Origin of the sequence: Rheinheimera tangshanensis (assembly GCF_014645135.1) — a bacterium.
Lineage (GTDB): Bacteria > Pseudomonadota > Gammaproteobacteria > Enterobacterales > Alteromonadaceae > Pararheinheimera > Pararheinheimera tangshanensis.
This window is the reverse complement of the sequence record NZ_BMLH01000001.1, coordinates 887,354-912,534: the sequence shown is the minus strand read 5'-3', so window position 1 is coordinate 912,534 and position 25,181 is coordinate 887,354. Positions and strand designations below refer to the sequence as shown.

Genomic DNA, 25,181 nt, shown 5'->3' with positions numbered 1-25,181 from the left:
TTGTCAGATTTAAAATCCGTTATCGAAGCCGCGTTTGAACAACGTGCGTCCATTACTCCAGCCACTGTAACTGCTGAAGTCAAAGCTGCCGTCACTGCCGCTATTGAACTTCTGGACAGCGGAAAAGCCCGTGTTGCGGAAAAAATCGCTGGCGAATGGGTCACTCACCAATGGCTGAAAAAGGCGGTGTTATTGTCTTTTCGTATCAATGACAATCAGGTGATGGACGGCGCTGAAAACCGTTTCTTCGATAAAGTACCGATGAAATTTGCTGACTACACACACGAGCGTTTTGTCGCTGAAGGTGTGCGTGTTGTGCCTCCTGCAGCAGTGCGTAAAGGCAGTTTTATCGATAAAAACGTGGTGCTGATGCCATCCTACGTCAATATCGGCGCTTATGTCGGTGAAGGCACTATGGTGGACACCTGGGCCACTGTGGGCTCCTGTGCTCAAATTGGTAAAAACGTCCACTTATCCGGTGGCGTAGGCATTGGTGGTGTATTAGAGCCGCTGCAGGCTAACCCAACTATTATTGAAGACAACTGCTTTATCGGCGCCCGTTCTGAAGTAGTGGAAGGTGTCATCATCGAAGAAGGCGCAGTGCTTTCTATGGGTGTCTATATCAGCCAGTCAACCCGTATTTATGACCGCGAAACCGGCGAAATCAGTTATGGCCGTGTACCTTCAGGTGCAGTAGTAGTACCAGGTTCTATTCCATCTAAAGATGGTACACATAGCTTGTACGCCGCTATTATCGTCAAAAAAGTAGATGCCCAGACCCGCGCTAAAGTGGGTATTAACGCTCTGCTGCGTAGCATCGACTAAATCCGTCGTACTTGAAGCTGCAGCTTTGTTGACCGAGTGATTTTAAGGAAAGATTCTCGCCCCAGTCGCATAGTACGCTATGCTCCTGGGGTCTCGCTCGTTTGTCGCCTTGCTGCAACTCCAATTACTTAGAATTTGCATGGACGGACACCAAAGAAACTATTAAAACAGCTGTTCTATCCAGGGTAAAGCCAGATCTTCAGCTTGCAAGGTCTCGCCTGCATCTATCTCTAAAGTCGGTGCCATAGCTGTGCCTTGTAATTCAGAGAGTAACTCAGAGAACTGTTTACCAGCACCACAAAAGGTATCGCCATACCCACTGTCTCCGAGAGAAATCACAGCGTAACTTTTACCTGTTAACAGCGGGAATCGGTCTTTTACATCTACAAAAAATGGCAGCAAGTTGTCCGGAATATCGCCCTGACCTGTAGTGGAAGTAATCACCAACCAGATATCCGCTGAGAACGCTAATACGTCATTCAGTTTTGGCTCCAGATTCAACTGAGTCAGATAGCCCTTGGCTTGCAAAATTTTTTCAGCCTCTTCGGCGACAAACTGCGCACCGCCGTAGACAGTGCCGACCAGAATAGATACTTTTTTCATAAAACCCCTACGTTATAACTATCGTTTTATAAAGAGATTAGGCCTGCTAACTCTGAGCGCTCAAAAAAACTGTTATACCAGCTCTCGTCTGTGGGCCAGCTGAATACTTTAAACAACTCTTTTACTTCGCCAAGTGGTGCTTCGATCACTAAGTCTGCACCACTCACCGGATGTATTAACTCGAGTCGTTTGGCGATTAACAACAACCTATGGCTATTCAAATGCTCAGCAAACAATCGGTTATGTTTACCTTCGCCATGCGTAGTGTCGCCCACTATGGGATGACGTAAATGCGATAAGTGTCGGCGCAGCTGGTGCTTACGACCCGTTAAAGGCTGTAAAGCCACCAGCGAGTAACGGGCCACCGGATATTTACCTACCGCAAGTGGCAATTCGATCTGTGCCAAAGGCCATAGGGCTGTTATAGCTTCCTGCTTGTCTTTGTCCTGACCTGCCTGTTTGTCGGCAATCTTATCCAGTTGCTCTTTCAGCGGATAATCCAGAATACCTGGGTGTTTAACAAAACCACGACAAACCGCCAGATAAAACTTACGCCAGTGCTGCCTTGTTAACTGCTCTGTCAATAAGCGCGCAACATCAGCAGATAAAGCAAATAACAAGACACCAGAGGTGGGTCTGTCGAGTCTGTGCACCGGAAACACATGTTGCCCAAGCTGGTTACGCAGGGTTTGCATTACAAACACAGTTTCGTGCCTGTCTAAAAAGGAGCGATGCACCAGCATGCCTGCAGGTTTATCTATAGCCACCAGAAACTCGTCCTGATACAAAATCTCAAGTACCGGCGCTTCATTCAATTCAGGCTCGTTCAACACTTTGCTCACGTTGACCACTTAATAATTCATCCAAATCCGCAATACGATTAATCAGCAACAAAGTGTGACTTCCTAAATGCTTAAACGCCTCTTCGGCTATAGGGCACACCGCAATTTGCTGCGGTAACGGCAAGCGGCCCTCCACCAAAGCACGCATGCGCGGTAAAAACACAAACTGCAGCCAATTTTCCAAAGGCATGGTATCGCAAAAAAAAGGGGCCGTACTCTGCATCGCCTCTTCACTTGGAGCTATTACAGTCCAGAGCTTTGCCACTTTTAATTCGCTTTCAATCTGATTTAATAACTCCGTGACTTTTAGGTACATGCTTGTTTGGCTCCTCCCCTTTCTTGCACAGATTTTATCACAGCATGGGCCTTAGCTGCCTTGCAAAAACACTAGTGCATCGCCATTATGCTTATTCAAAACAAAGGAGAAGTAATGGATTTTGTCTGGTTATTATTGTTAGGTATGGCATTTGTTTATGCATTCTTATTACAGCGTAAGCAGGATGAAACAGCCATTAAGCTGGCCAAACATTTGTGTAAACAGCAGCAATTGCAGTTTTTGGAATGTGCCAGAGGCAAACATCAGTTTGCTAAACTGGACAACAGATGGCGCTGGTTTACCAGCTATCAGGTCGATTTTAGTGGTGATGGTGAGAGCCGTTATCAGGCCGAACTGCGTTTATCCGGCCTGCGTTATTTAAGCTTTCAGTTACCGCCCTATAGAATTTAAGGCAGTTTTTGTAATTTCGGCTCCAACTGTCCGGTCAAAAAATCTTTGTACATCACCCAATCTGCCGCCAGACTATAAAACGGATATTTAAAGGTGGCAGGTTTGTTGTGTTCAAATTTAAAGTGCCCTACCCAGGCAAAACCATAACCTGCTACTAACATCAGCCACCAGTAACTCCATAAACCTGTGACAACCAAAGTGGCCAGAATAGCCAGTACCAAAGTGGAGCCGATGTAATGCAGGCGGCGACAAACAGGATCTTTATGCTCTGATAAGTAATAAGGGTAAAACTCGGAAAAACTGCGAAAGCCGGACATCTGTTACTCCACCAGGGTTAAAGGACTGCTTTGTCTTGATCTGAACATTAACGTACCTTTGACCTTGCTAAAACTCAACTCTGTCACTTGCTGATAATGATCGGCACTAAAAAAAGCTTTATTTTTTTCCAGTGTCACAAAAACACCAATGCCCAAAGACGCAGGACTTTGTTCAACAATTGAATCCACCGCATGCATTAAATAATGCCCTAATCCCAAGTGTTGATACTGTGGCGAAATAGCGATAAAAGCCAACATATGATAATGCTGTACCGGCATAGCCGCATGAATACGTTGCTCTTTTTCCAATAATTGTTTTGTAGAAACATAACCTGCGGTCAGTAACATTTTTAAGCGCCAATGCCAGAATCTATCGCCACTCAATTTAGAGCCTGGCTCGGTAACGCAAGCAACACCTAACAGCTGTTGCTCAATAAAAATTCCTATGACAGGCTGTTCTTCCTGCCAGAACACATTCAGCTCTTCCCGTATTGCAGCCCTTAGCCTTTGTTCATAATCTGTTTTTTCAGACTGGAAAATATCCATAAACACTGGATCATCATGATAAGACTGGTATAACAAGGACGCTGCTAATTTCAGTTCATCAGGAGTTAACAACTGTGCTTTAAGCTGGTTCAAATCAAGAGCGGGTTGATTTGGCATGGTAAGTTCCTGTTCTATATTGTAGTTTGACTATCAACATAGCAGCAGGGCGGCAGATTGCCAATGCACCAGCCCTCTCAGACGACTACACTTGACATCACTCTTCGTAATCAAGGGATCTTAAAATGGATATGACCACACATGATATACCCACTTTATTTGCTCAGCTGGGTTTGGATAACAGTCCTTCAGCGATTAAAGCCTTCATTGCCAGCCATAAAATTCCGGCAGACTTGTCGTTAGCCCAGGCGTCCTTCTGGACCGATGCTCAGGCTAGTTTTTTAGCAGAAAATTTAAAACAGGATGCAGATTGGAGCGAAGTGATCGACCAATTAAATGTCATGTTGAGATAAACAGCAGCAATAAAGGGAAGCGCCACCAAAGGTAGCACTTCCCTGGTCCGGGGATTGTTACAGCTGGCGATAGGCTTTTTCGCCCCAGCCAGTTAATACACCGTTTTTAAATACCAACGGAGTACATTCGTCTTTACTGGTTTCGCCGTCACTGTGTTCATGATGGGTGCGGTAAAATAGCACTACGGTTTCATTGCCTGCGTCACGAAACGATTCACTGAAATCCGGTGTCCCCAACTGGCCGCGCACCGAGGCTAATTCTGCGCCCAGATTTAACTGGCTGATCACCTGATTATTTAACTTTTGCGCTTTTTTCCATGACGAGTTATTGCCGCTGTCACTTTCACCTTTATCACCTATAGCGACTACACAACCAGATAACGCCATCATGGCTGTTGCGACTGTTAATACCTTTAAATAATTCATTATTTTTCCCTTACCGTTCTATCTTGTTAGTTTTAATTTGTTGATTATCAAAAGCAAAACCGGGGCCAACTTTAATTCCTTTGAATAACAACAACTTATGAAATCACACTAGTGACACCAGTAACTTAAGTGGTAAATTTCACTACATTTTAGTGAAACTAGTGAAAGCCATGGAACAACTCAGCCAGCAAATCGCAAAAATAGCCTCACAACTGCAGCAAGAAGGTAAAGAACCCAGTCTGGCTTTGATTAAGGCTCGTTTAGGCACAGCCACTATGAGTCCGGCTTTATTGCAGGCTTATCAGGCTTGGCGCACTGGAGCAGTATCCCTGCTGCCAGAGTCAGCACCAGCAGTACAAGCGCAAACTGAAGCCGAATTGCCCAAGGACATCAAAGCTGATTTGGCTCGTATTGAGGCCAAGCTTGATCTGATTATCAAAAAGCTGGGGATCTGATGTTAGTTGCAGAGCTGGAATTTAAAATTATTGCCGACACCAGCTTTGCTGAAGCGGAACAAGGTATTCGCCATTATCTGGAGAAGCTGATTTTCCAAGGGCAAATTTTAGGCCGCGAATTCCCGACTTATCAGGCCAAAGATAGTTTTTTCAGCCGAGTGGTTCTGCCGCAATCTGACGCACTGGACAAAAAATCACATAGCAGCGCAGGCCTTCAAGCGCTAGAGCAATTACAGCTAGTGGGTTTAAGTTACCCAAAACTTACAATTCTGGGTGATGATTTGATGTCAAATCATACCGACCCCTGCCCCAGTCATGCTGCCATTATTTTATTTTGTAGTTTTTCTGCTACCAACTCAGTGCTTTACTGTGCTGAGCACTTTGCTCCTGTGCCTTTGTATAAAGTAGGAAGAACAAGTGGTGAAGATTTTGAATCTTTGGTGCGCTGGCAGTTGCAATATCAGGCACTGGATGAAATTCAGATGCAGGAAAAAAGAGTGCTGTTTAAAAGCGCCGAACAAAGTGTGCAGGGCTTTTACAGCGAGTTAAACCAGCAAGGTTATCAACAGGCCAAAACACTGAGTAAAGAGTTGAGTAAGCCAGTTTATTATTATCTTTACAGTGGCAGCAGCGCAGATTGTCGTTTGGAAACCGAGAAAAAATGCCCCTCTTGTGGCTCCGACTGGAAACTTGCTGAAAGCTGGCATGGTCTGTTTGATTTTTGCTGTCAGCCTTGCCAGCTGCTGTCGAATATCGCCTTTGATTGTCAGTCTTAAATTAAGGTCAAAAACTAAGCTGAGTTAAAAAAGTAGCTAAGTCCGGGGCAAGTAAATCCTTCACCTCCATGCCCACTTTCTCTAAGTAAACCTCACCTGTAGCCACTAACACTGAAATCAAATAATCGTCATGATCAGTAGCGGCAATAAAGACTGTCTCGCACTGTTTTAACCGTCTTTTCATCAGAATATGCGCAATGATATTTTGCTGCAGCCGCTCAAAATCCGCCTGATGCCAGCTCATTAGCAGCTCCAGCTCCCCTTTTTCGTGTTTTACCTTTAAACCACCACCAAAAAAACTGGTGTAAAAGGTTATCAGCTCAGCTGGAAATTCCAGCTCCAATGCCTGCTGGGTTTTAGATAAATCCAATACAGCTTCAGCTTTGATCGGGCGCCAGTGCACTTCTCCATCCATTACATCGCCATACTGACAAGGTGAAGCCATTTCAGGATCAGCCCAACTGATCAGTTTTGGCTGTTGTTCGTAATAGGAGGTGACAAATTGTGTAAATTGTTGATGGAATTGGCCCGGCATGATACTTCGCTTCTGTGCTAAAATTGCCATCATTCTAACTTGGTTGCGCTTGTATTCCCAAGCCGTTGGCGTGACAAACTGCAATCAATATCGCTATAGCTTCCCGTAAGAAGGCTCTATGACAAAAATACAGACAGAGCAATTAGCAGGGCTGACATTAGGCCAGGCTACCGCTTATATTGATCACTACAGCCCTGAATTATTGCAGGCTGTGCCACGCACTTTGGGCCGTCAGGCTATAGGTTTAGGCGCTGAATTGCCTTTTGTTGGTCAGGACACCTGGCATGGATACGAACTGTCATGGCTGACACCTAAAGGTAAACCTATGGTAGCACTTGCTACTTTTGTGGTGCCTTTTGATACACCAAACCTGATCGAGTCCAAGTCGTTTAAGCTGTATTTAAATAGCTTAAATCAGAGCAAATTTGCCGATATCAGTCAGCTGTATCGCACTATGAAAGCTGATTTATCGGCCTGTGCTGGTGGCCCTGTGCAAGTGACTTTGCACAACGTCAATGAACTGACCGCTTTTCAGCCGACCTGGTTACCTGGCCGCTGTATTGACGATTTGGATATTGAAGTTGAGCACTACGACTACAAGCCTGAGCTGCTGCAATTAAAACCAACAGGGGCTTTGGTAGACGAAAAGCTGCATTCACATTTACTAAAATCCAACTGCTTAATCACCTCACAGCCCGACTGGGCCAGTGTGTATATTCATTACAAAGGTAAGGCGATTGATCATGCCTCTTTGCTGAAGTATTTGATCAGTTTCAGAAGCCACAATGAATTTCACGAGCAATGTGTAGAGCGAATTTATCTGGATTTGTGGAAGCTGTGCGAACCAGAGTTTTTAATGGTCTACGCCCGCTACACCAGAAGAGGCGGCCTGGATATCAATCCAATGCGCAGCAGCGAAGCTTGCGACCAGCCTAATTTAAGGTTAACTCGGCAGTAAGGCTTACTCAGATGTATAAACTGAGCCCAAAAAATAGCAGGGTTAAGCGGATGACTTCCACTTAACCCTTTATCTCCTCGTAACACTGCTAAGACTTACAGTCTACGCACCTTAGATCAGAACTTATAACTCATACTCAGGCGGGCATTTACCGGGCTACCTGGCATAATATTGTTATTGTTATGTGCTGAAGCTGAGTAACGCTTATCTGTCAGGTTTTCCACATTTAATTGCAGCCGCAATTTATCTGCAGGGTTGACAAAAATAGCAGCGTCAATGCGGCCAAAACCCGGCAAGGTCACCAGATTGTCGGTTGCAATATAACTATCAGATTGCGCAACGAAACCAAGACCCACTCCCCACATTTCATTAAACTGATATTTATTCCATATGGATACTTTATTACGTGGTACTTGCGCCAAGACCTTACCGCGACTCGCAGCCGGAGCTTCAATTTCGCTATCCTGATGAGAGTAGCCAAATATGTAATCCCAACCTGTCATAAACTGACCGTTGAGCTCAAATTCAGCACCTTTGACATTCTGTCCATCAACCAATAGCAGGGCTGTTGGGTCAGCAGGATCTGTGACCGCAACGTTGGTCCGCTCAAGCTTGTACACAGCAGTGGTTAAAGCTAAATTATCATTGAGATCCCATTTCAAACCTAACTCACGATTAACAAAGGCCTCAGGCTCCAAAGCTGCGGTAGTTGCAGATAGACCAGCCAGTTGTTCTCCTGCGCGTGGTACGTAGGACTTACTGTAGTTCACGTAAACTGAGACGTCAGTGACAGGTTTATAAATCAGTCCAGCGCGTGGAGATAACAGATCATCATCACTGGATAACTCGACGTTTGTTCTGTTGTTATAAAGATCAACTGAGAACTGATCATAACGGACGCCCATCACAGCAACCCATTGTTCAGACAATTCCATCTGATCTTGTACATAAACTGCTTTTGCCACAGCGTCGCTATGGTTGTCTGCATCATTACCTGCAGCACGATAAGTTATAACACCGTTATAAACCGGATTATTAAGTGGAACCAGGGTGTTGCTGGTACCCACACCAATATCGCTAAAATAGCCAGTCAGACGTCTATTGTCAGTATCCTGCTCGCTGTATTCAACACCAGTCAACAGTTTGTGGTTGATACTCCCCGTTTTAATTTCGAATGTTAAATCCGTTTGATTAATCAGGTTTTTACGTGCTGTAGCACTGTTGTAAGACGAGATAGAAACCAAGTCTGTCTCAGGGTTGTAGGCTCCTGCGAATACGTTATCGTAGTATTTATCATAGTCGGCATAACGCGTCTGGTTGATCAGCGTGGCACCGTTATCAAATTCATGGCTTAATGTAGCTGAAAATGCGTCCACTGTTACGGTAGAAATACTGTTATCCGGACTACCTATATACAAACTGCGTCTGGTCTGAAGTGGTTTGTTGGTACGCGGATCAGATGGCACGCCTCGATCGGTCAGTCGCTCATCATCAAAATATTCATAACTCAATGCTAAGCTTGTTTGCTCAGTTAGTTTGTAAGTTAATGTCGGATTTAGGCCACTACGTTTCGCATAAAAATAATCGCGAAAACTATCCGAGTCTTCATAGACGCCTGTCAAACGGACAGCCAGGTCTTCATTTACTGCATGATTATAATCCGCAGCCAAACGGCCTTGTTGCTGCGCAGAATAAGACAAATCAAGTCCACCTGTAGCTAACCAGTTCGCTTGCTTACTGACCCTGTTGATTACCCCCCCAGCACCACCACGTCCGAAAATCATGCCTGAAGGCCCCTTCAGGACTTCGATTCGTTCTGCGTTGTACAAATCACGCAGATACTGAACATCGTCACGAACACCGTTGACAAAAAAATCTGCAGTAGAGATATTTCCACGGAAAATAGGTGCATCACGATGCCCCTCTCCCTGCGACATTTGTACACCAGGTACATAACGAACGACGTCTGCCATGCTTTGCATACTTTGGTCAGCGATCTGTTGTTCTGTAAGAACAGTAATAGACTGAGGGATATCTCGTAGTAACGTGTTGGTTTTAGTCGCGGTTGTCGTAGTCTGAACTTTATAATTCAGCTTTTCACCTTTCACTTCTATGTGTTCAATCCGGACATCTTCTGCCAGAACAGTCGAGGCAGTTGTCATTAATGCCACAGATACCGCAATTTTTGTTAAACGAACATTTATTCTCATCGACAAAACTCCAAAAAATACTTTCGAGATATTAACACCAATAGTTCGCATTTAAAACGCTAGCTAGTACGGTTATATCTGACAAAAGATCAGAGAAAAGTGATGAGCCATCGATTTACTCAGCATCACCAGTGAAAACACTCTATCGTTTTCACTCAACAGCGCTAGGAATGCCCAATCTAAGACGCTTCGTGCAAGAATCATTGTATCCATGACTTTTGGGTAATAGAGATTTTTGTGACTTTGATTCACTATTTGATTTTTAATTATTCACCGAGCAAAAATCTGCAGCCAAGGGGTTAACTACAGCAGGGAAGGATCTGCGTAAGTCCCTTGTTTTCCTCATTGCTTGATAAGTACAAGGGACTACTGAAATTAAAAAACCTGACGATAAAAAAGTCTGTGACAGCATCTGGGATTAGACCGGGTCCTTTTGCCAAGACAACTGTTTATCAGGGCAAAACAGTTAAGGTCCGCTGTTAGAACTGATTTACAACAACAGCTACAGTTCTACACCCAACCATGCCTGATGCATCGCCTTTTGTTGCCGACTTGGTTTAGACAATGGCACCACCTTACCTGCGCCTTTGGGTTGATCGGCCAGCACCAATACTTGATGCTGTAAACGGCCCTGCCGGAAGTAGCTGATTTGTACTTTATTGCCTGCTTTGAAATCTTTTAAGCGCTCAGCCAAATCGGCTTTGAGTTGTAAGCCGTTGACTGACACTATCAAATCTTCGGTAGTAAAACCTGCTTTCCAGGCTGGGCTGTCGCGTTCGACCTTTTTCACTAGCGCAAAACCTGCTTTGTTTTCAGCTGTTACACCAGAGAAAATTTCACGTTCTTTATTTTGTTGCCACTGCAAACCAAAACTGGCCAACAGCTTATCGATCTCAAAGTTCAGTGGTTTTTCTACTTGCTGTTGCCACCATGGGTTCTGATCTTCACCGGTCAGCTCAGATGCTATAGCTATCACGTCTTTGGCAGTAAAAGCTGTAGTTTTACCAAAACGCTGATACAGCTGATTATGCAGTTCACGGTAGCTGGCTTTGCGGCCTGACTGTTTTAATATCAGCTCGTCCATCAGCCAACTGGCGATATAGCCCTCTGAGTAAATATTCACACCAAAATTAGTCCCATGATCGCCGCCTAAACTGATCCAGCTATCAAAACTGCTCTCTGACACAGACTGCACCAAACGGCCCGGTGTATGCACAAACTTATCCAACCGTTTTGCAAGATCAGCGTAAAACTCCTCTTTAGTCATCAGGCCTGCACGCAACAACAGCTGATTCTGAAAATAACTGGTGGAACCTTCTGAAATCCATAACAATTTACTGTAGTTAGGGTTCAGGTAGTCATAAGGCACTAATTCGGCAGGACGGTAGGCTTTTACGTTCCAGGTATGCACCAGCTCGTGTGAGGCTGTGCTTAAAAACGCCAGATAATCTTCTCTTTTACCGAAGGTGAATCTGTCTCTTTGGATCACTGTTGAATTTAAGTGCTCAGTCGCACCGCGGGCGCCATCAGTGGCGTGCACAATAAAGACGTAACGCTGATAAGGATAGCCCTGCCAGATAGCATCTGTTTGTTGTACTAGTTTTGCTAAGTCTTTTTGCATCTGAGCGGCGTTATAATTGCCTTCGCCCCAAATCACCAAGTCATAATCACGGCCATCAGCGCTAAAAGTTAAATGCTGATTGATACCAGTCTCGATCGGTGAGTCCGCCAGCACATCGTAGTTTGGGGCAACAAATTGATGTTCGTTATCACCTTTTGCCATACCGGAGAATGAACGCCAGCCTTGTGGCACGTTCAACTGCACAGACACTGCTTCAGATTTTTGCTCGTTGCTAAACATTAAAAAGGCGCTGGAGTTGATATAAGCATGAGTTTCATCAATATGACGGGTGCGTTCTCCCAGCTCGTTGGCATAGACACTGTATTGCACTGTCACTTTGCCCGATGCTGCAGGCTCTAAAGTCCAGCTGCTTTTTTCAGTTTTTTGCCACTGCACAGCTTTCCCCTGAGCATCCACAGCACTAAAAGCCGTCACGCCTTTGGCTAAATCCAGAATTTGATATTTACCGCTGCGCCAGGCTGGCAACATTAAAGTCAAAGCTTTTGCCTCTGTAACCTCAAACTCAGCACGAACTTGCGCCACGTGATGCGCAGGTTCAGTGATACTAATCTGGTAGTTCACTTGTGCCCAACTGGATGCAGAATTGATCATTATGATCAATGCAAAAAAAACTTTCAGAAATCTCACGCTATAACCTCCAAAGACAAAAAACAAAAACAACCATAAATTCAATAAAATAGCGAATAAAACTCTACTAACTGCTAAATTTAAGCGACCACATTTATGTAACCCACTTCGTACTATTACATTTTGACTTTTACTTTCAAATCAAATTCTGTTCTAATGCATAGCGTCCTGACAGGGACACTCTTATTAACTTCAGACCTAAAGTGAACAAAGATGAACTATCTGACCTCTGCTGAAGAACAAAGCTGGTTACCTTACTACTTAACCAAAAAGTAACCACAAAAAAATACCCTACATAATTGCTGATCTAAAGCGGACTTTTTAGTCCGCTTTTTTCATTTCCAACCAGATTATGCTGTCGCTTTTATCATTATTGCAGATATACTTAGCTCAAACCGAACGGTTTTTTTCCTGGGGACTAATTCTGGTGGCTGAACAGCAAAATGATGTAAAACAGCAGCTGGCAAACGCTGTAAAAGCGCGTAAACAGCTGGAAGATACCTACGAAAGTCAGTTTAAAATCCTGTCTCAATTTGTTTCCCGACTGTCTTTAGCCTGCAAAGGTATAGATATTGATCTGGATAACAAGCTGGCCCGCCTGCGTCAGGAATTTGCCAAAGGTACCGATCTGGAAAAAATCCTGCCTTTAGTAGAAAGCGCTGTCGAAGCACTAAAAGCTCTTGAATCGCGCCAGCTCTCTGATCTGAAAAAAGCTCAAAACACCTTAACTGATGCGGGGAAATTACTCCAAAAGCAACGTGGTTTACCGGACCAATTAAGACGGGATCTGCGGGACTTATTAACCAAAGTAGAAGAGCCATCAGCTACAGTACAAGCGTTTTTACCTCATCTGACTCATCTAACAGAGCTCTACCAGGCAGCTTTAGCGACTAAACAGCAGAATGAGCAAAGTGATACAGCGGATGACGACAAGTATCAGGCCATTTGTAAACAAATATCTATTGAACTGACGAACCTGCTCAGTGAGTTGGCCTTTGAAGGAAAATATGGTCAGGATATAGAAAAAATCCGTTTAACTTTGTTATCTGATGTCAGCATTGAAGCCCTGTTGCAATCTTGTTTGCGCACTATAGAAATTATTATTGCCTCGGTAACAGACGAGCGTCAGTCGGCGCAACATTTCCTGCTTAAACTCAACGAAGCTCTGACTGGGGTGCAGCAAGCTGTTGTTTCTTCTTTAAATACCTCAAACAACATCAAAGAAAAAATGCTGCTGTTAAATCAGCAGATAGAGCAGCAAATTTCTAACCTAACAGCGGATACCAAATCAGCCACCTCACTGGAACAATTGCAGTCTTTGGTTGGCACCAAACTTGGTGCAATCACCTGCTCTTTGCGGGAAAAAGAGCAGTTAGAAAAAGACGAGCGTGAACTGATGCTGACCACCTTACGCCATATGGAATCCCGTCTGGCAGAGTTGGATCAGGAAGCCGCCCAATTTAAAAAACGCCTGGCCGAGCAAAAATTCAGAAGCTTACAGGATGCCTTAACAGAACTGCCAAACAGAGCTGCTTTTGATGAGCGCTTTGAGCTGGAAATACGTCGTTCCCAACGTTATGGCAAGCCTCTTTCTATCGCCCTGGCAGATGTTGATCACTTTAAGCAGATTAACGACAACTATGGCCACAGCGCAGGTGATAAAACTTTAAAGGTGATAGCTCAGGCGTTAAAACAAAGCTTGCGTGAAACTGACTTTATTGCCCGTTATGGTGGCGAAGAGTTTATTATTTTGTTCCCGGAAACACATTTATCTGAACTTAAATTGCCCTTGAACAATCTGAAAGACAGGATCAAAAAAATCCCCTTCAAATTCAAAGACAAAAATGTTCCTATTTCAATTTCTTTTGGTGCGACAGAACTCAAAAGTACTGACAATAACAGAGCAGCTTTTGACCGTGCAGACGAAGCTTTATACGAAGCTAAACGTGCAGGCAGGGATTTAGTCGTACTGAAAAGCTAACTGACCTGAAATTGGAATAAGCAGCTTGAATAAATTGGTTTATCTATCTGATTTATCGGGTTAAATATAGAGTGTTTGTCACTCATCAGCCCTGGTTCAGGTTAAGCTTCGGCCATAAGGCCAGGTCATAAGGAAGTAATCTATGCATGTACAACTGAATCCTCTAGGCGCTATGGCGCTTTTATCCCAACTTGAAGTTGACCGCCTGAAAAACAATACCAGCTCAGATGCCTTTACCTTGTTTCGCAATTGTTGCCTTGCAGTATTAAACGTTGGCAGCCACACCGATAGCTCCAGCGAAATTTACGATCAGTTTAAAGACTTCGATGTAAACTTATTAGCTCGCGAACGTGGCATTAAAATTGAGCTGTTTAATCCACCAGAGAGCGCTTTTGTTGATGGTCAGATCATCCGTGGTATTCATGAACATTTATTTGCTGTACTTAGAGACATTCTGTTTTTCCACACTCAGCTGACCCACGCTAACCGTCTGGATTTACAAAACAGCGATCACATCACTCATACGGTGTACGACATTTTACGTAACGCCCGCGTGATAGATTCGGCTGTAGAACCTAATATGATTGTTTGTTGGGGCGGTCATTCGATTAACGAAGCCGAATACAAATACACTAAAGAAGTAGGTTATCAGTTAGGTTTACGTGGCCTGGATATCTGTACTGGCTGCGGCCCTGGCGCCATGAAAGGCCCAATGAAAGGCGCCACTATTGGTCATGCTAAACAACGTAATACCAAAGGCCGTTATTTAGGCTTAACAGAACCAAGTATTATCGCCGCAGAGCCACCAAACCCTATAGTCAACGAACTGGTGATTCTGCCTGATATCGAAAAACGACTGGAAGCTTTTATCCGTGTTGCTCATGGCATTATTATTTTCCCAGGTGGCGCAGGTACGGCAGAGGAGTTGCTGTATTTACTTGGCATTATGCTGCACGAAAAAAACAAAGATCAGAAACTACCAGTGATCCTGACCGGGCCACAACAAAGCGCGGCTTATTTTGCTGAACTGGCCAGTTTTATTGAACAAACTTTAGGAAAAGAAGCGCTGGATTTGATTGAAATCATTATCGATGATCCAGCCGAAGTAGCGCGACGTCTGAAACAAGGTTGTGCAGAAGTACGTCAATACCGTAAGAGCTGTGGTGACGCTTATCACTTTAACTGGACCTTACACATAGACCCGGATTTCCAGCATCCATTTGCTCCTACTCACCAGAATATGGCTTCTTTGGATCTGCATCTGGAGCAAGATAAAGCCAAACTGGCCGCTCACCTGCGCCGTGCGTTTTCCGGCATAGTGGCTGGTAATGTCAAAGATGAAGGCATTAGAGCTATCAAACAACATGGTCCATTTAAGCTATCGGGCGAACCTGTATTAATGAATCTGATGGATACGTTGCTGCAGGCTTTTGTTGCCCAAGGCCGGATGAAGTTACCAGGTTCGAAGTATGAGCCCTGTTATCAAATTCTGAACTGATATGGCACATTTGTTATTACTCGACGGACTAAATTTAGTCCGTCGTTTATACGCAGCACAGGAAAGGCCATTCCATAACTCCCCTGCCCCCTACAGCGACGCCACAGGCCAGCAACTGCTGCATAATACAGCAGAGCAGCTGCAACAAATTGCTGTGAAACTGACCCGACAATTTAAGCCCAGTCATGCTGTGGCAGTATTTGAAGTCACTCATCTGAACTGGCGCACTAAACTCTACCCTGCTTATAAAGCAGATCGTTTACCTATGCCAGAGCATCTGCAAATCGCTTTGCCTGTGCTAAAGCAAAAACTAGCTGACATAGGTATCCAAAGCTTTCAAATGCCGGATCAGGAAGCTGATGATGTGATAGCAAGCCTGGCGATGACGATGCGCCAACATCAGCAGCAAGTCACCATAGTCTCGACAGATAAAGGCTATCTGCCCTTGCTTGCTGAAGGTGTGGCAGTGTATGACCATTTTAATCGCCAGCAACACAGCCAGAATACGGTGCAGCAGAAGTTTGGCGTATTACCAGAGCAGTTAGTCCGATATTGGAGCCTGGTCGGGGATAAAACGAATAACATTAGTGGCCTGACAGGTATAGGACCAAAAACTGCGACTGAACTGTTAAAACTTGGGCCAGATATTAAAACTGCGCTGGCGCATCCGGATTGTCCGGCCAAACTAAAAGATAAGATTATGGCGTCTCGTGCTGAACTGCAGTTATTTATGCAGATCTTAAGCCTGAAAACTGATTTGCAGTTGGGGCTGAATTTACAGCAAGTACGTTTTACAGCATGCTGAGGCAGATGATGAAAGTAAAAACTATAGCCTTCCTACTGGCAGGACTATTGCTGTATGTAGGTTTAACCTGTATTACCTTGCTGTTTTACAAAGATGATCCTGATCAGATGAACTGGCAGGACAGAGAAGCTTTTAACACCAAATATATTTATAAACTGGATTTAACTAAAGCCATCAGCAGAGATCAGGTGATTGATTATTTGGGTGGACCGGATATTACTGAAGCTAAAAACCAACAGCAGCAGATTTATCAGGTTCTGTATTATCGCACTCACAGAACTAAAACTGACGGCATTACCACACGTGACGAATGCACAGCTATTTTATTTAAGAATCAGCAACTGATAGCTATAGGTGAAACCGCAGTAGAGCAATACAACCAATTGGATTGAGATGGCAACTTTGGGATCTTTGACCGAGCTTTATCAGGACTGTGATGTGTTTTACATGGAGAAACAGCAGTTATCCGTGACACAGCAACAGGAATTGCTGCAAAGGATCTGCCAGCAAACAGTGCAATTGGCGGTGAATACTCCTTTTCTGCTGATATCCCAGCTCTCTCTTACCCCAGCCTCAGGGTTGGTTTCAAGCAAACTATTTATTAAACAGGCTGCTTTATTAACAGTGATCGCTCTGGCGAGTCGCTGGCCTGAAGACTTACTGTTTCAGTTACTAAAATCTTGTTTATTACAGCCTTTAGCGGTCAGCTCCTTAATAGAAAAATCAGCAAAAGCAGAAGAACTTAGTGCTTTGGAGCAACAGCAGTTGAAGTTTCCTGCGGTACTCACTATTAAACAGCATAAAGAACTGGTGGAAAAAGCCGGAGTACTGAACCTGCTGCACCAATGTTATGGCAAAAACAGAGGTTTGGCCATCTGGCAAAGCCCCTACTTCAGCCAACTGATCAGTTTTTGTTGGCAAGTAACCCGGCTGATGTTACCGGGAGCCGGCAGCTTGATAGCACTTGAGAAAATATCGGTTCAACTGGTGCCGCAAGCCACAGTCATTGAGCTGCAGTTCTGGCAGGCTCTGTCTTGTTTACATAGCTGCAGTTACAGCACTGGACGTTTTATTCGCGACTCTGAGGCCAACCTGGCGTTGCTGCTTTGCGAAATGCATAGCTCAGAGCAAATCCAACTGTTAGTCCAGCCTTATGACAAAAGCACTAAACAACTGTTACCACAACGAATACTGCCAGCTACGGACTGGCACTTGTTAAACCCAAGGCAATACAGTCAGGACAACTGGTTAAGTGGCTGGCAACAAGAGAATAAGTATTTGCCACTCTGGCCTGAGCCAACCAATCTACCTGCGTTAAGCTGGCTGCAGCAACTGAGCCAGGCCGCGAAAGTCAGTCAGCAAGCAGAGTTAATTGAACAGCATCCATGGCTGATGCAGCAACTACAGCAAAAAGCCTCAGCACAAAGCAGGCAACAACAAAAAATCCACTCAACCCAACATGCTATTGCTATGCTGGGGCAGGAACAATTGCTGCCGTTGTTAAAACAGGCCTGGCTTGAACAGCATTGCCAGCAACAACATCAGCCTTTGCATGACTGGCTGCTGGAGTTCAGGCGCGTGTTAGCTAAAGCTTTGTATCTGCTGACACAACCGATAAAGTTTTATGCATTAACAGTACAACAGGCAGAGCTTCTGGCCTGGTGTTTATGCTGGCCTTTATGGCAACAATCGGACTTGCGTTTTATGGCTTTATCTCATCCAACTCAGGCTGGAAGCCTGATCAGCCACTGGTTAAAACAGCAGTTATGGCAAAGTGAGCATTATCAACAATTGGCAGTTAAAACTCTGAAACATTTGCAGTTTAATCAAAGCTGGCAGGATGCCTGCCTGCATTACAGAGCTTTACCTACCTCAGGCCATTCCCATGCCATGGCTTTTGTTTTAGCTTTTGCCTTTGATCTGACCGCTTCGGTGTTTTCGGACAGCGATGATAACGACAGGCTGAAGCATAGTTATAAATTTGTAGAAAACCAGCTTGCAGCACATCTTTGCAGCGCAGCAGAATGGCAAATGCTGCTGGTGGAACAAAGCCAGCCAGTCACCCAACTTATCGCCAGTTGTAGTTTTATTTCTCCATTTTTTAAAGTTACGCCGCAAGAAGCTACAGATTTGTCGCAGATGTCGGCATAAACTGGAAAATAAGCACCAAAACTGGTATATTTTCGCCGAATTTCAGCAAGCTCTGACACAACAGCAGCAATAAGAAAAATAAACCAGCTCCAGCTTTGTGTTTATTACAACCAGTCCCGATAAGAATCAGTTACTTAAGGAACGTTATGAGTTCACAAACTATTACGGTCATCAAAGGTGATGGCATAGGTCCAAGCATAGTAGAAGCCGCGATCCAGGTTCTGGATAAAGTAGGCTGTAACTTTAACTATGAATATGTTGAAGCAGGTTTAACTGCTTTAGAAACTACAGGTGAATTGCTGCCGCAGAACACGCTGGACGCTATTGCTCGCAACAAAATCACTTTAAAAGGCCCGTTAACTACGCCAGTAGGCGAAGGCTTCACTTCAATTAACGTGACTTTACGTAAGAAATTCAATTTGTACTCGAACGTACGTCCGGTGATTTCGTTTAAAGGCACCAAAGCACGCTACGAAAATATCGACATCATCACAGTGCGTGAAAACACTGAAGGTATGTACTCAGGCGCTGGCCAAATCGTTAAAAACGAGGGCGAGCTGGCTGAGGCGATGAGCGTCGTCACCCGCGAAGGTTCTGAACGTATTGTTGAGTTCGCCTTTGAACTGGCTCGTCGCGAAAAACGCAAAAAAGTAACTATTGTTCACAAAGCGAATATCCTGAAATCTACCTCTGGCCTGTTCTTAAAAACTGCCCGTGAAGTAGCATTACGTTACCCGGATATTCAGGCCAGCGAGATGATCGTTGATAACGCTTGTATGCAACTGGTGATGAACCCACAACAGTTTGATGTCATTGTTACCACCAACCTGTTTGGCGACATTTTATCTGACTTATGTGCTGGTTTAGTTGGTGGTTTAGGTATGGCACCAGGTGCCAATATCGGTAAAGACTGTGCTATTTTTGAAGCAGTACACGGCAGTGCTCCGGATATCGCAGGTAAAAACCTGGCTAACCCAAGCTCAGTGATTTTAGCTTCTATCCAGATGCTGGAATATTTGGGCATGAAAGATAAAGCAGAAAAAATTCTGGCCGCTTTAACTGATGTGATTGCATCAGGTGACCGCACTACCCGCGATTTAGGTGGTAGCCACGGTACTACAGACTTTACTGCAGCCATGCTGGAACGCTTATAAGCACGTTGAAAACCGCCTCAGGGCGGTTTTTTTATAGCTGCGACTGGCTCAATTTAGAAAATAGCGCAGAGTATTCAGCTTAAATTTTGTGATTAAAACTTTTAAACTTAGGGGAGTTATTCAATGTATCAGTTGTACTATTCACCCAGCACCGCCAGTATGGCTCCGCATATTCTACTGGAAGAACTGGCCGTGCCCTATGAGCTGGTACTTACAGACACAGCCACAGGCTCACATAAAAAAGCTGAATATCTGGCGCTGAATCCTAACGGCACTATTCCAACCCTGCTTGACCGTGGTCAGGTAATTTTTGAAACGGCGGCTATTTGCCTGCATTTGGTCGACAGTCATCCGGAAAAGAATTTATTCCCAGCGCCAGGCAGCCTGAAACGGGCTGAAGCCTACAAATGGCTAATTTGGTTGTCAGCCACCTTGCAAAGCACTTTAGTGGTGTATTTTTACCCTGAGCGCTGGGCAAGCGGTGAGCAAAATGCAGCGGATGTGAAACGCCACGCTCAGCAAAAAGCTCAAGGCCTGCTGGAGCAAATGGACAAACATTTAGCCAGCCACTGCAGCCCATGGTTTTTAGGCGAAGAGTTTTCACTAATAGATATTTACGCCATGATGTTATGCCGCTGGACCCGTCACTTCGATGACAAAAAAGCCCGGGATTACCCTTTTATCGCACTCTGGGTACAAAAGGTATTGGCTCGCCCTGCGGTGCAAAAAGTGATGGATTATGATGGCTTAGTAAAGCCTTATGTTTAAAAGGGGTTGAGCTAGCTCAGAGAGCAGTGTTAGCGCTGCTCTCTGTGATTTGAACTTCAATCTGTAGTATTAAAACTTCCGCACATGCACTGTCACTTCCTCGCGGTCGTGATACAAATGTTTCGCCTGAAATTCAACGTCCAGCCCAGCTTCGTCCAGTTTTTGCCGCATCATGTCCAGAACTTCAACCACAGTTTCGTAGCGTTTTTTCATAGGTAATTTCAGGTTAAAAATACTTTCCTGACACCACTCATTAATCAACCAGTCACAGACTAACTGGCCTACCCTTTGTGGTTTTTCAATCATGTCGCAAACCAGCCAATACACGTTTTTCTTATCCGGGCTGAATTTAAAACCATCGACCTGAAAGTGCTTCACCTGGCCTGTGTCCATTAAAGACTGCGCCATCATGCCGTTGTCTATCGCCGTAACCATCATGCTGCGTTTCACCAACTGATAAGTCCAGCCACCAGGGCAAGCCCCTAAGTCGACAGCTCTCATACCGGAAGTTAAACGGGTGTCCCATTCATCTTTTGGAATAAACTGCAGGAAAGCTTCTTCCAGTTTTAAAGTACTGCGGCTTGGCGCATCAGCTGGAAATTTCAGCCGCATAATGCCGTTTTCCAGCGGGCTGTTGTTTTCAGGGTAAGAAATACCTAAATAAGCACTGCTGCCGGATAACATAAATAAGTGCAGCACAGCAGCGCGGGAGTTTTCCTTTTGCAGCAATACACCAGCTTTACGTAACGACTGACGCAAAGGCACTGTCAGTTTACGAGCTAAAGTCGACAAGGTTTTGCCGTCATTAGTTTCAGGGTATTCCACCCGCAGCTCGCCAAAAGCCGACAACTCGGCTGCCAATGCAGTTTCCACTACAGTACTGATGCGGTCAGCCGGGTTTAACTGCAGCAAATCATCTACCAGTAAAAACCACTGACGGGCAAAGATTAAGTTGGTGAAATCATAGTCACGGTAAAAAGTAGCTAAAGCTTCACTTTCGTAAGCTTCAAAAATGACAAAAGCTGCGTCTTTGCTCAGTTTGCAAAAACCAAATACCCCTTGCTGCGACGCTTTATCCTGAATTTCGCCGGCACATTCTTTCTCAAAACCTGAACGGCAATACAGCAAAAGTTGGTTCATACGGCACCTCCATGTGCCGCACCCTGACGGGCAGCATGCGGCTGTGAAAATTGTCTATCCTGCCAATTTTTCATAAGGCACCTCCATGTGCCGCACCCTGACGGGCAGCATGCGGCTGTGAAAATTGTCTATCCTGCCAATTTTTCATACGGCACCTCCATGTGCAGCACCCTGACGGGCAGCCTGCGTCTGTGAAAATTGTCTATCCTGCCAATTTTTCATCTTCATCTTATTTCCTGATCCAAGGGCTGATAGCCAAGGCCAACCAGCTTAAAATTAGCAACTGCCCACCTAAAGGTGCCAGAGCTGAAAAATGTAAAGGCAGCTTAAATACACCAGCTACCAGAGTATAAACAAATAACCAAAGCCCTATGTGCATGGCGCAAGCACAAATGCGGCTTAGCCATGGGCTTTGTTGCTGTAGCTTGTCAAAGGCCGATAAAGCCAATAAAACCACAACATGAAAAGCTAAAATAAAACCCGCGCTTAACAGCACAGCCAGTTGCTCTGTAGCTATAGAGCCACGCAATAAATGCATAAGAGCTGCAGCAGAACCTACAGTCACAGCACCATAAAAAGCGGCAAGACTGGTGTTAATTTTCCAGAATACATTCATTAATAAAGCTCCGGCTTATCACAGCAGCCTGCCTGATAAGCTGTTGTTGGGTTAAACCTGATTTTTTTAACGGCACAAAATCATGGTCGCCACTTTGTAACCACTTTAGATCTATTGCAGGCCAGCTTTTACCGGCCAGCTCTTCACTGCTACCAAAAGGATCCCGCTCACCTTGCAACACCAAAACAGATCTTTTTAAATCGATAAAATGTTCGGTCCGCCAGTTATCTTTTTTCGGCGGATGAAAAGGATAACCAAAAGCTATCACCCCTCTTACTACTGCCGGTAACAAATCAGACGCAGCAAGCAGAGTGGCAACCCGTCCGCCCATCGACTTACCTGCAATAACCAAAGGTAAGTCCGTTGGTATTTGCTGTATCTGTTCAAGCAGCTCAGCCATTAACACCGGCATTTTTGCCGGTAGCTGTCTGGAACCTGCCAGCGTCTTTTGCATATAAGCAAAATTAAAACCCCAGACTTCAATATGCTGTTTTGCCAGTTGCTCTGCCAAAAGCTGACAAAACTCTGATTGCACTGGCGCTCCTGCGCCATGAGATAACAGCAATCTGGCGACAGGCTTTTCTGCTTCAACAAGAAGATATAAGGCTAACTGCTCTGGCATGCATTAATCCGGTGTCGAATTATTAAAGTGTTGCTCGGCAAAATCCTGCTGATCCAACTCAACTTGTTTCGCCATCCACTGCCTGAAGGCGACAATTTTGCCAAGTTCAGTCTGATTTTCACGACAGACCAGATAATGCGAGTCTTTACTCAGCAGTACATGGTGAAACGGCACTATTAAGCGGCCAGAGTTAATATCAGGTCTGGCCATAACATTGTGCGCGAGCGCCACACCCTGCCCATGAATAGCGGCCTGCAACACCATAGCTGTATGCGAAAAAATCGGCCCCTGGTTCACATTAAAGTTTTTAATACCCTGACTGACAAACCAGTCTTTCCAGGCCTGGCGCGAACCGTCATGCAACAAGGTGTGATGCCGTAAATCAGCGACGTCTTTTAAAGGCTTGATGCCGTTTAATAACAAAGGCGAACAGACCGGCAGCAAGTATTCTGTATGCAATTTATCTGCATGCAAATTACGCCAGCTGCCACGGCCATAATAAATAGCCACATCGACATCATCAGTTAACGAGCCTTCGTCTGAGTCGACCGCTTTGATCCGCACATCTATATCAGAATGCTCTTCACTAAATAAACTTAAACGCGGCACCAGCCACTGAATAGCAAAACTTGGCTGTAAACTGACAGTTAAAGAGCCTTTGGCGCCACGTGCTAATAACTTTTCCGTGGCTTCATGCAGTTGCAGGAAAATTTCTTTAATATCTAAAAAGAAGCTCTGGCCTTCTTCCGTTAACAGCAAAGAGCGGTTTTTCCGCATAAACAGCTTTAAACCTAGATGGTCTTCCAGCGCTTTGATCTGGTGACTAATAGCAGCCTGAGTGACAAACATCTCTTCAGCCGCTTTAGTAAAACTAAGATGACGGGCAGCAGTTTCAAAAGCCTTTAACGCATTCAGTGGGGGTAAGCGCCGAGCCATAGTCTGCAACCTCAGAAAGGACAGTTATTGAATTAATTTTTCTAATGCGAATTATAAAGAAAGGCAGTGAACTGCACCAGAAGCAGTTCACTCTATCTGGAAGATTTAATTGGCTTTAGGTACGTAACCTTCGATCTGAACTTCTTTACCTTCAAATAAAAACTGCTGCATCTGTTCTTCCAGCAATTTGCGGTGTTCCAGATTCATCATGTTGAGCTTTTTTTCGTTGATCAACATAATTTGTTTGGCTTGCCATAAAGCCCAGGCTTCTTTGCTGATGCTATCGAAGATTTTTTTGCCAAGCTCCCCCGGGTACAGCTGAAAATCTAAACCTGCTGCTTCTTTTTGCAAATACACACAAAATACCTGACGGGACATGCTTCACCTCAACACTTAGCTTTTAAAAAGGCCAATATTGTAAACGACTTCAACACGGCCTGTTAGTTTTTATTCAGCCAGTTTTTTTCAATCCAACTACGGATAGGTGCAGGTAAGCCAATTTCCATGACTTGCTCTTTGCTATACCAACAGCTGCCAGCGGGTTCTGCCACTCCAGATACCGGATGCCAAACCGAAGCATCTAATTTGTAATGTGAAAACACATGCTGAAACTGGCCTTGTAGTTTGGCTTGCTGCAGTACTTGTTCGCTTTCATCCACTTGTGGCAAAGACCATAAATCAGCCCAGATACCAGAATCCGGTCTTTTTTGCAGCAGAAGCTTCTCGCCCTGCTCTATCCATAAAAAATGCCCTGCTTTGGTTGGAGTAGTTTTTTTAGGTTTAGCTGTGGGTAACTCTGCGACCCGGCCTGTATTAAAAGCTACACACTGAGTTTTAAGCGGACAACTTAAACAGTCCGCTTGCTTGGGTTTGCAAACCGTAGCACCTAAATCCAGTAAGGCTTGCGCAAAACGTCTGTTGTTTTGTTTTGGCGTTAACAAATCGGCCAAAGCCCAGAGTTTTTTATCTACAGCAGAACTGGTTGGCACACCTTCGATACCAAATAAGCGGCAAAATAAACGTCTGACGTTGCCGTCCACTATCGGGCCATAAGCATCATAAGCAAAAGAGCGGATAGCCCCTGCTGTATAACGACCTATACCAGGAATAGTTAATAAGTCGTTTAATTCAAAAGGAAACTCACCTAAACCATGAACTATGTATTTAGCTGCTTTGTGTAAATTGCGGGCTCTGGCGTAATAACCTAAGCCCTGCCATAACGCCATTACAGTGTCGGTATCTGCGGTTGCCAAGGCATGAATATCAGGCAGCTTTTGCATCCAGCGCTGAAAATAAGGGATCACTGTCGTGACCTGAGTTTGCTGCAACATCAGTTCGCTGACCATCACTCTGTAAGGGCTTGGGTCTTGTTGCCATGGCAAGGCGTTACGGCCATCGGTTTTTTGCCAGTCGACTACTGTATCGGCAAATAATTCAGGGCAGGTTAAATACTCAGAAGTCAGCACAGCTATCACTACTCAGGCTCAATAATTCAAAACGATACATAGCCTAGCATTTTTGCTGTTTTTGTTGAATCAAGATTAGCGGTTG

28 protein-coding genes are annotated in these 25,181 nt (G+C 44.7%); 13 read left to right on the top strand and 15 right to left on the bottom strand.

Features of this window, described 5'->3' with window-relative positions:
* On the top strand, positions 1 to 825 hold the full coding sequence (dapD, locus tag IEW88_RS04100; protein WP_147904936.1) for a 2,3,4,5-tetrahydropyridine-2,6-dicarboxylate N-succinyltransferase: 825 nt from the start codon (positions 1 to 3) through the stop codon (positions 823 to 825).
* Positions 826 to 987: 162 nt separating this feature from the next.
* Here dapD and IEW88_RS04095 read toward each other — a convergent pair whose 3' ends face one another.
* The 3 genes from IEW88_RS04095 to IEW88_RS04085 are packed head-to-tail and all read right to left on the bottom strand — an operon-like array spanning position 988 to position 2,586.
* Entirely contained in the window at positions 988 to 1,428 is a 441-nt protein-coding gene (locus IEW88_RS04095; protein WP_147904937.1) for a flavodoxin, read from the bottom strand.
* Positions 1,429 to 1,454: 26 nt separating this feature from the next.
* On the bottom strand, positions 1,455 to 2,270 hold the full coding sequence (gene truC, locus IEW88_RS04090; protein ID WP_229670289.1) for a tRNA pseudouridine(65) synthase TruC: 816 nt from the start codon (positions 2,268 to 2,270) through the stop codon (positions 1,455 to 1,457).
* On the bottom strand, positions 2,245 to 2,586 hold the full coding sequence (locus IEW88_RS04085) for a YqcC family protein (protein WP_147904939.1): 342 nt from the start codon (positions 2,584 to 2,586) through the stop codon (positions 2,245 to 2,247). Before IEW88_RS04085 ends, truC begins: the two co-directional genes overlap by 26 nt.
* 114 nt (positions 2,587 to 2,700) lie before the next feature.
* On the opposite strand from IEW88_RS04085, the gene IEW88_RS04080 reads away from it, so the two are divergent.
* Entirely contained in the window at positions 2,701 to 2,997 is a 297-nt protein-coding gene (locus IEW88_RS04080; RefSeq protein ID WP_053425481.1) for a DUF3301 domain-containing protein, read from the top strand.
* Here IEW88_RS04080 and IEW88_RS04075 read toward each other — a convergent pair.
* The gene (locus IEW88_RS04075; protein ID WP_147904940.1) at positions 2,994 to 3,314 is read right to left on the bottom strand and encodes an Mpo1-like protein; all 321 of its coding nucleotides are present in this window, start codon (positions 3,312 to 3,314) and stop codon (positions 2,994 to 2,996) included. The two genes, IEW88_RS04080 and IEW88_RS04075, sit on opposite strands and share 4 nt — an antisense overlap.
* A gap of 3 nt (positions 3,315 to 3,317) precedes the next feature.
* A complete protein-coding gene (locus tag IEW88_RS04070) occupies positions 3,318 to 3,977 on the bottom strand; it encodes a GNAT family N-acetyltransferase (protein ID WP_053425479.1) in 660 nt (219 codons plus the stop codon).
* A gap of 125 nt (positions 3,978 to 4,102) precedes the next feature.
* Between IEW88_RS04070 and IEW88_RS04065 the strand changes: the two genes are divergently transcribed.
* Complete coding sequence (locus IEW88_RS04065; RefSeq protein ID WP_147904941.1) at positions 4,103 to 4,330, top strand: DUF2789 domain-containing protein; 228 nt, start codon at positions 4,103 to 4,105, stop codon at positions 4,328 to 4,330.
* Positions 4,331 to 4,387: 57 nt separating this feature from the next.
* On the opposite strand, the gene IEW88_RS04060 is transcribed toward IEW88_RS04065, so the two are convergent.
* Positions 4,388 to 4,756, bottom strand: coding sequence for a DUF3192 domain-containing protein (locus IEW88_RS04060; protein ID WP_147904942.1), 369 nt, complete (start codon positions 4,754 to 4,756; stop codon positions 4,388 to 4,390).
* A 170-nt stretch (positions 4,757 to 4,926) separates the two neighbouring features.
* Here IEW88_RS04060 and IEW88_RS04055 point away from each other — a divergent pair, with 170 nt between their 5' ends.
* Together IEW88_RS04055 and IEW88_RS04050 are read left to right on the top strand one after the other, a co-directional pair.
* A complete protein-coding gene (locus tag IEW88_RS04055) occupies positions 4,927 to 5,211 on the top strand; it encodes a hypothetical protein (RefSeq protein WP_147904943.1) in 285 nt (94 codons plus the stop codon).
* On the top strand, positions 5,211 to 5,987 hold the full coding sequence (locus tag IEW88_RS04050) for a Zn-ribbon-containing protein (RefSeq protein ID WP_147904944.1): 777 nt from the start codon (positions 5,211 to 5,213) through the stop codon (positions 5,985 to 5,987). Before IEW88_RS04055 ends, IEW88_RS04050 begins: the two co-directional genes overlap by 1 nt.
* Before the next feature lie 7 nt (positions 5,988 to 5,994).
* Here IEW88_RS04050 and syd read toward each other — a convergent pair whose 3' ends face one another.
* Positions 5,995 to 6,522, bottom strand: coding sequence for a SecY-interacting protein (syd, locus tag IEW88_RS04045; RefSeq protein ID WP_147904945.1), 528 nt, complete (start codon positions 6,520 to 6,522; stop codon positions 5,995 to 5,997).
* Between the two features lie 118 nt (positions 6,523 to 6,640).
* On the opposite strand from syd, the gene queF reads away from it, so the two are divergent.
* Positions 6,641 to 7,480 carry an NADPH-dependent 7-cyano-7-deazaguanine reductase QueF gene (queF, locus tag IEW88_RS04040; RefSeq protein ID WP_147904946.1) on the top strand — a complete coding sequence of 280 codons (840 nt, stop codon included), beginning with the start codon at positions 6,641 to 6,643 and terminating at the stop codon, positions 7,478 to 7,480.
* 116 nt (positions 7,481 to 7,596) lie between these two features.
* On the opposite strand, the gene IEW88_RS04035 is transcribed toward queF, so the two are convergent.
* Together IEW88_RS04035 and IEW88_RS04030 are read right to left on the bottom strand one after the other, a co-directional pair.
* Entirely contained in the window at positions 7,597 to 9,690 is a 2,094-nt protein-coding gene (locus tag IEW88_RS04035; RefSeq protein WP_147904947.1) for a TonB-dependent receptor, read from the bottom strand.
* Between the two features lie 502 nt (positions 9,691 to 10,192).
* On the bottom strand, positions 10,193 to 11,923 hold the full coding sequence (locus IEW88_RS04030; RefSeq protein WP_185148632.1) for a M61 family metallopeptidase: 1,731 nt from the start codon (positions 11,921 to 11,923) through the stop codon (positions 10,193 to 10,195).
* Positions 11,924 to 12,386: 463 nt separating this feature from the next.
* Here IEW88_RS04030 and IEW88_RS04025 point away from each other — a divergent pair, with 463 nt between their 5' ends.
* From IEW88_RS04025 to IEW88_RS03995, 7 genes are all read left to right on the top strand, one after another.
* Positions 12,387 to 13,940: a GGDEF domain-containing protein gene (locus tag IEW88_RS04025; RefSeq protein ID WP_147904949.1), complete on the top strand. Its 1,554-nt coding sequence runs from the start codon at positions 12,387 to 12,389 to the stop codon at positions 13,938 to 13,940.
* Positions 13,941 to 14,082: 142 nt separating this feature from the next.
* Positions 14,083 to 15,438: a nucleotide 5'-monophosphate nucleosidase PpnN gene (gene ppnN, locus IEW88_RS04020; protein WP_147904950.1), complete on the top strand. Its 1,356-nt coding sequence runs from the start codon at positions 14,083 to 14,085 to the stop codon at positions 15,436 to 15,438.
* Between the two features lies 1 nt (position 15,439).
* Positions 15,440 to 16,243 (top strand): flap endonuclease Xni, encoded by an 804-nt coding sequence (gene xni / locus IEW88_RS04015; protein ID WP_053425470.1) that lies wholly within the window; start codon positions 15,440 to 15,442, stop codon positions 16,241 to 16,243.
* 5 nt (positions 16,244 to 16,248) lie between these two features.
* Positions 16,249 to 16,635 carry a DUF3192 domain-containing protein gene (locus IEW88_RS04010; protein ID WP_229670287.1) on the top strand — a complete coding sequence of 129 codons (387 nt, stop codon included), beginning with the start codon at positions 16,249 to 16,251 and terminating at the stop codon, positions 16,633 to 16,635.
* 1 nt (position 16,636) lies between these two features.
* Complete coding sequence (locus IEW88_RS04005) at positions 16,637 to 18,394, top strand: hypothetical protein (RefSeq protein ID WP_147904951.1); 1,758 nt, start codon at positions 16,637 to 16,639, stop codon at positions 18,392 to 18,394.
* Positions 18,395 to 18,540: 146 nt separating this feature from the next.
* Positions 18,541 to 19,548, top strand: a complete 1,008-nt coding sequence (locus tag IEW88_RS04000) for an isocitrate dehydrogenase (protein ID WP_053425468.1) — start codon at positions 18,541 to 18,543, stop codon at positions 19,546 to 19,548.
* 123 nt (positions 19,549 to 19,671) lie between these two features.
* Positions 19,672 to 20,316 carry a glutathione S-transferase family protein gene (locus IEW88_RS03995; RefSeq protein ID WP_147904952.1) on the top strand — a complete coding sequence of 215 codons (645 nt, stop codon included), beginning with the start codon at positions 19,672 to 19,674 and terminating at the stop codon, positions 20,314 to 20,316.
* Positions 20,317 to 20,385: 69 nt separating this feature from the next.
* Here IEW88_RS03995 and rlmM read toward each other — a convergent pair whose 3' ends face one another.
* From rlmM to mutY, 6 genes are all read right to left on the bottom strand, one after another.
* The gene (rlmM, locus tag IEW88_RS03990) at positions 20,386 to 21,456 is read right to left on the bottom strand and encodes a 23S rRNA (cytidine(2498)-2'-O)-methyltransferase RlmM (RefSeq protein ID WP_147904953.1); all 1,071 of its coding nucleotides are present in this window, start codon (positions 21,454 to 21,456) and stop codon (positions 20,386 to 20,388) included.
* A 229-nt stretch (positions 21,457 to 21,685) separates the two neighbouring features.
* Positions 21,686 to 22,072: a DUF423 domain-containing protein gene (locus IEW88_RS03985; RefSeq protein WP_147904954.1), complete on the bottom strand. Its 387-nt coding sequence runs from the start codon at positions 22,070 to 22,072 to the stop codon at positions 21,686 to 21,688.
* Positions 22,050 to 22,694, bottom strand: coding sequence for an alpha/beta fold hydrolase (locus IEW88_RS03980; protein WP_147904955.1), 645 nt, complete (start codon positions 22,692 to 22,694; stop codon positions 22,050 to 22,052). The genes IEW88_RS03985 and IEW88_RS03980 overlap by 23 nt, the downstream gene beginning before the upstream one ends.
* A gap of 3 nt (positions 22,695 to 22,697) precedes the next feature.
* Positions 22,698 to 23,630: a transcriptional regulator GcvA gene (locus tag IEW88_RS03975; RefSeq protein ID WP_053425463.1), complete on the bottom strand. Its 933-nt coding sequence runs from the start codon at positions 23,628 to 23,630 to the stop codon at positions 22,698 to 22,700.
* 105 nt (positions 23,631 to 23,735) lie between these two features.
* The gene (locus IEW88_RS03970) at positions 23,736 to 24,008 is read right to left on the bottom strand and encodes an oxidative damage protection protein (RefSeq protein ID WP_053425462.1); all 273 of its coding nucleotides are present in this window, start codon (positions 24,006 to 24,008) and stop codon (positions 23,736 to 23,738) included.
* 62 nt (positions 24,009 to 24,070) lie between these two features.
* Positions 24,071 to 25,096 (bottom strand): A/G-specific adenine glycosylase, encoded by a 1,026-nt coding sequence (gene mutY, locus IEW88_RS03965; RefSeq protein WP_185148633.1) that lies wholly within the window; start codon positions 25,094 to 25,096, stop codon positions 24,071 to 24,073.
* Positions 25,097 to 25,181 lie beyond the last annotated feature (85 nt).